This window comes from Campylobacter sp. RKI_CA19_01122 (genome assembly GCF_025771325.1).
Classification (GTDB): Bacteria; Campylobacterota; Campylobacteria; order Campylobacterales; family Campylobacteraceae; genus Campylobacter_D; species Campylobacter_D lari_D.
Genome location: NZ_JAKMPZ010000020.1, coordinates 1 through 5,889, shown reverse-complemented (window position 1 = coordinate 5,889; position 5,889 = coordinate 1). Strand labels below are relative to the sequence as shown.

2 tRNA genes and 3 rRNA genes are annotated in these 5,889 nt (G+C 42.7%); all 5 read right to left on the bottom strand.

Annotation, left to right across the window (positions count from 1 at the left end):
• Positions 1-56: 56 nt before the first annotated feature.
• Positions 57-173: ribosomal RNA gene (gene rrf, locus L8U37_RS08040) — 5S ribosomal RNA — on the bottom strand.
• Positions 174-468: 295 nt separating this feature from the next.
• Positions 469-3,376 (bottom strand): 23S ribosomal RNA (locus L8U37_RS08035).
• A 457-nt stretch (positions 3,377-3,833) separates the two neighbouring features.
• A tRNA-Ile gene (locus tag L8U37_RS08030) sits at positions 3,834-3,910 on the bottom strand.
• 8 nt (positions 3,911-3,918) lie between these two features.
• Positions 3,919-3,994, bottom strand: a tRNA-Ala gene (locus tag L8U37_RS08025).
• A 95-nt stretch (positions 3,995-4,089) separates the two neighbouring features.
• A 16S ribosomal RNA gene (locus L8U37_RS08020) occupies positions 4,090-5,602 on the bottom strand.
• The 16S, 23S and 5S rRNA genes sit together here with 2 tRNA genes alongside, the layout of an rRNA operon.
• Positions 5,603-5,889: the final 287 nt, after the last annotated feature.

Below are 5,889 nucleotides of genomic sequence, written 5' to 3'. Positions count from 1 at the left end.
AAATAACTAAAATAACTATAGGATTGTATATAAAGTAAGAATAATAAGAATTAACAAGTCCGCAATGAGCTACTTTCCCCCTGCCAGTAAGGCGTAGTATCATCACCCACGATGTGCTTAGCTTCTTGGTTCGGGATGGAGCAAGGCGTCTCCACATCTGTATAATCACGGACATTGTTATTTAAATATTCTATTTAATATAGCATAATAAAAACAATCAATAAGATTTAAACATAAAAATCATTTTTATTTTAACTTTCATCTTATTCTTATATTTAGATGTTTTATTGAACTAAATACTTTATTGTTTCATTTTAGAATACTTAAAAAACAATGTTAAGAGCAAGTTCTAATATAAACTTTACTTATAAGATTTTATAAACTTAAGAATGTAATTTTTATATAAATATTTCATATAAAAACACTCAAAGCTTTATTAAAAACCTTAACAAGAAAGTGATGCTTAAATAAGATAAGCCAAACGCTCTATTAGTACTGGTCAGCTAAAGGACTTTCATCCATTACACACCCAGCCTATCAAACTAGTAGTCTTCTAGAGAGCTTAGAGAAGATTCATCTTAGAGTTGGCTTCACGCTTAGATGCTTTCAGCGTTTATCCGTTCCAAACTTAGCTACGCTGCGATGCTCTTGGCAGAACAACAGCTACACCAGTGGTTTGTTCAACCCGGTCCTCTCGTACTAGGGTCAAATCTCTTCAATCTTCTTACGCCCACGGCAGATAGGGACCGAACTGTCTCACGACGTTCTGAACCCAGCTCGCGTACCGCTTTAAATGGCGAACAGCCATACCCTTGGGACCTGCTCCAGCCCCAGGATGCGATGAGCCGACATCGAGGTGCCAAACCTCCCCGTCGATGTGAGCTCTTGGGGGAGATCAGCCTGTTATCCCCGGGGTACCTTTTATCCTTTGAGCGATGGCCCTTCCACACAGAACCACCGGATCACTAAGACCGACTTTCGTCTCTGCTTGACTTGTATGTCTTGCAGTTAAGCTGGCTTATACCTTTATACTCTACGAACGATTTCCAACCGTTCTGAGCCAACCTTTGTAAGCCTCCGTTATTATTTGGGAGGCGACCGCCCCAGTCAAACTACCCACCAGACATTGTCCCACTTGAGGATAACTCAAGCTGGTTAGCTACCCAAATAAGAAAGAGTGGTATCTCAACAACGGCTCATATACAACTGGCGTCATATACTCAAAGCCTCCCACCTATCCTGCACATTCTTATCCAAATAGCAGTGTCAAGCTGTAGTAAAGGTCCACGGGGTCTTTCCGTCTTGCCGCGGGTAGGAGGAATTTTCACCTCCACTACAATTTCACTGGATCCCTCTTTGAGACAGCTCCCATCTCGTTACGCCATTCATGCAGGTCGGTATTTAACCGACAAGGAATTTCGCTACCTTAGGACCGTTATAGTTACGGCCGCCGTTTACTCGGGCTTCGATCAAGAGCTTCGCTAATGCTAACCCCATCAATTAACCTTCGAGCACCGGGCAGGCGTCACACCCTATACATCCTCTTACGAGTTAGCAGAGTGCTGTGTTTTTGGTAAACAGTCGGGAGGGACTCTTTGTTGTAAGTTTCTTCGCTTTCGGAGTAAATCCTAATACGAAGCGAACCACACCTTATACCGAAGATACGGTGCTATTTTGCAGAGTTCCTTAAAGAGAGTTCTTCCACGCGCCTTAGAATACTCATCCCACCCACCTGTGTCGGTTTACGGTACGGGCAACATTAGCTAAACTTAGAAACTTTTCTTGGCTCGACGGCATCAGCAATTCTCCTCGCTGTCCGAAGACTTTGAAGAGCCTTTCAGTTCTCGGAGTATTGTTATACGGATTTGCCTATATAACCTCCTACGACCTTAGACTAGCACTTCCATCCGCTAGCTTGCTTAGCCCTAAGCGTCCTTCCATCGCACACTAATGTTGGTATTGGAATATTAACCAATTTGCCATCGTCTACCCCTTTCGGACTCGACTTAGGACCCGACTAACCCTACGATGACGAGCATCGCGTAGGAAACCTTGGGTTTACGGCGTTAATGATTCTCACATTAATTATCGCTACTCATGCCTGCATGCTCACTTCTATTCGCTCCAGCACTCCTTACCGGTATACCTTCGGCGCAAATAGAACGCTCTCCTACCACTTGATAAAATCAAGTCTACAGCTTCGGTACTTACTTTAGCCCCGTTATATTTTCCGCGCAAAATCACTAGACCAGTGAGCTATTACGCTTTCTTTAAAGGATGGCTGCTTCTAAGCCAACCTCCTGGTTGTTTAAGTAACTTCACATCGTTTTCCACTTAAGTAAGATTTAGGGACCTTAGCTGGTAGTCTGGGTTGTTTCCCTCTTGACGACGGATTTTATCACTCGCCGCCTGACTGCTGTGATTACATATAAGGTATTCGGAGTTTGATAGGGTTTGGTACATTGGTGTATGCCCTAGCCCATTCAGTGCTCTACCCCCTTATACTACGACACAACGCTATACCTAAATATATTTCGGAGAGAACCAGCTATCACGAAGTTTGATTGGCCTTTCACCCCTATCCACAAGTCATCCGGGGGCTTTTCAACGCCTATCGGTTCAGTCCTCCACTAGTTCTTACACTAGCTTCAACTTGCTCATGGATAGATCACTTCGTTTCGGGTCTGCAGCATCTGACTTAAGCGCCCTATTCAGACTCGCTTTCGCTACGGCTTCGCGTGTGCTTAACCTTGCCAGACACCACAACTCGCAGGCTCATTATGCAAAAGGCAGTCCATCACACTGTATTGCTACATAGTGCTCTGAATGATTGTAAGCAAATGGTTTCAGGTTCTATTTCACTCTGATCACCTCAGTTCTTTTCACCTTTCCCTCACGGTACTTGTGCACTATCGGTCTGGTAGTAGTATTTAGGGTTGGATCGTGGTCGACCCAGCTTCAGACAGGATTCCTCGTGTCCCGCCCTACTCAGGATACTGCTAGCTAAGGTTTGGTTTTCGTATACGGGACTATCACCCTCTATGGCTACACTTTCCAGAGTGTTCTACTAACCTTACCTATTGCACATTGCAGTCCTACAACCCCCAGTGCAAGCACTGGGTTTGCCCTCTTGCGCTTTCGCTCGCCGCTACTGACGCAATCTCTATTGATTTCTTTTCCTGTAGGTACTAAGATGTTTCAATTCCCTACGTTCGCTCCATTATGGTAGTATATATCTCTATATACTGGGTTGCCCCATTCGGAAATCTACGGATCAAAGCTTCTTGACAGCTCCCCGTAGCTTATCGCAGTCTAGTACGTCCTTCATCGCCTTTACCAGCCAAGGCATCCACCATTCGCTCTTAATAGCTTACCTTTTAAATTCATTCTAAAACGCATCACTTCCTTGTTAAAGTTTTTATGATAAGACTTTACTATCTTAAGACGGAAAGCATTTAAACACTTAATAAAACTAAAAACATTGGTCTAACTAAGCTGTGAGTTTAAAACTTGTCTTTAACTAAAAGCTAAAGAAAAGATAGTTAGGTTTTATCCTTTAACAAGTCCTGTAAAATTGTTTTTATTAAAACTTGCTTGTGACTCTTAACAATGATAATTCAAATAACATTAAATAATTAATCTAATATATAAAATATTCTATTATTTATTTAGCTTAGGTCTTAAAACCTAAAGGAAGTATATATAAAGAGTTTAAATAATTTAAAAACATAAGTAATAAAGTATTTTACTTTACTTATTGCTTTATTATTAGCTATATACTTGCTTTAAGTTTTAAAACTTTATTATATGATTGATAAACAAATCTTTTTTTATGGTGGGCCTAACAAGACTTGAACTTGTGACCTCACCCTTATCAGGGGTGCACTCTAACCAGCTGAGCTATAGGCCCTTAATAAATGGTGGAGAATAGCGGGATCGAACCGCTGACCTCCTGCGTGCAAAGCAGGCGCTCTCCCAGCTGAGCTAATTCCCCAAAATTAGCTTTTCATCAATCTTTGAAATCTAAACAAGGATGATTGAGTCTATATATGAACTGATAGTTGTGAGACTTATCAGTTTGTACTCTAGAAAGGAGGTGATCCAACCGCAGGTTCTCCTACGGTTACCTTGTTACGACTTCACCCCAGTCGCTGATTCCACTGTGGACGGTAACTAATTTAGTATTCCGGCTTCGAGTGAAATCAACTCCCATGGTGTGACGGGCGGTGAGTACAAGACCCGGGAACGTATTCACCGTAGCATGGCTGATCTACGATTACTAGCGATTCCGGCTTCATGCTCTCGAGTTGCAGAGAACAATCCGAACTGGGACATATTTTATAGATTTGCTCCACCTCGCGGTATTGCGTCTCATTGTATATGCCATTGTAGCACGTGTGTCGCCCTGGGCATAAGGGCCATGATGACTTGACGTCGTCCACACCTTCCTCCTCCTTACGAAGGCAGTCTATTTAGAGTGCTCGGCCAAACCGTTAGCAACTAAATACGTGGGTTGCGCTCGTTGCGGGACTTAACCCAACATCTCACGACACGAGCTGACGACAGCCGTGCAGCACCTGTCTCTAAGTTCTAGCAAGCTAGCACCCTCTTATCTCTAAAAGGTTCTTAGGATATCAAGCCCAGGTAAGGTTCTTCGCGTATCTTCGAATTAAACCACATGCTCCACCGCTTGTGCGGGTCCCCGTCTATTCCTTTGAGTTTTAATCTTGCGACCGTACTCCCCAGGCGGTACACTTAATGCGTTAGCTGCATTACTGAGATGACTAGCACCCCAACAACTAGTGTACATCGTTTAGGGCGTGGACTACCAGGGTATCTAATCCTGTTTGCTCCCCACGCTTTCGCGCCTTAGCGTCAGTTAAGTTCCAGCAGATCGCCTTCGCAATGGGTATTCTTGGTGATATCTACGGATTTTACCCCTACACCACCAATTCCATCTGCCTCTCCCTCACTCTAGACTACCAGTTTCCCAAGCAGTTCAACGGTTAAGCCGTTGGATTTCACAAGAGACTTGATAATCCGCCTACGCGCCCTTTACGCCCAGTGATTCCGAGTAACGCTTGCACCCTCCGTATTACCGCGGCTGCTGGCACGGAGTTAGCCGGTGCTTATTCCTTAGGTACCGTCAGAATTCTTCCCTAAGAAAAGGAGTTTACGCTCCGAAAAGTGTCATCCTCCACGCGGCGTTGCTGCGTCAGGGTTTCCCCCATTGCGCAATATTCCCTACTGCTGCCTCCCGTAGGAGTCTGGACCGTGTCTCAGTTCCAGTGTGACTGATCATCCTCTCAGACCAGTTAAGCGTCATAGCCTTGGTGAGCCATTACCTCACCAACTAGCTGATACTATATAGTCTCATCCTACACCGAAAAACTTTCCCTACTCAACTTATGTTAAGCAGGAGTATAGAGTATTAGCAGTCGTTTCCAACTGTTGTCCTCTTGTGTAGGGCAGATTAACTATACCTTACTCACCCGTGCGCCACTAATCCACTTCTAGCAAGCTAAAAGCTTCATCGTTCGACTTGCATGTATTAGGCACGCCGCCAGCGTTCACTCTGAGCCAGGATCAAACTCTCCATAAAAAATATAGATAGTTTAATCTTTTTCTTCAAAGAAAAAGTATTTTAAAGATTAATAAAATAATCTTTAATTATTAATTGATAGATTTACATTATTAAGGTAAATCTCTGGCTCAATCGATCACTTATTTAGATTTCAAAGATTGACTATAAGATTTGATTAACAATATTAATAATTTAAAGAACAAATATTAAAAATTAAGATAAAAATCTTAAGTTTTTTAAGTCCCTTTTATTTGAAAAGGAAATGAAATTATAGCAGTAAAAGCTTAAAATTTTATTAAAATTGG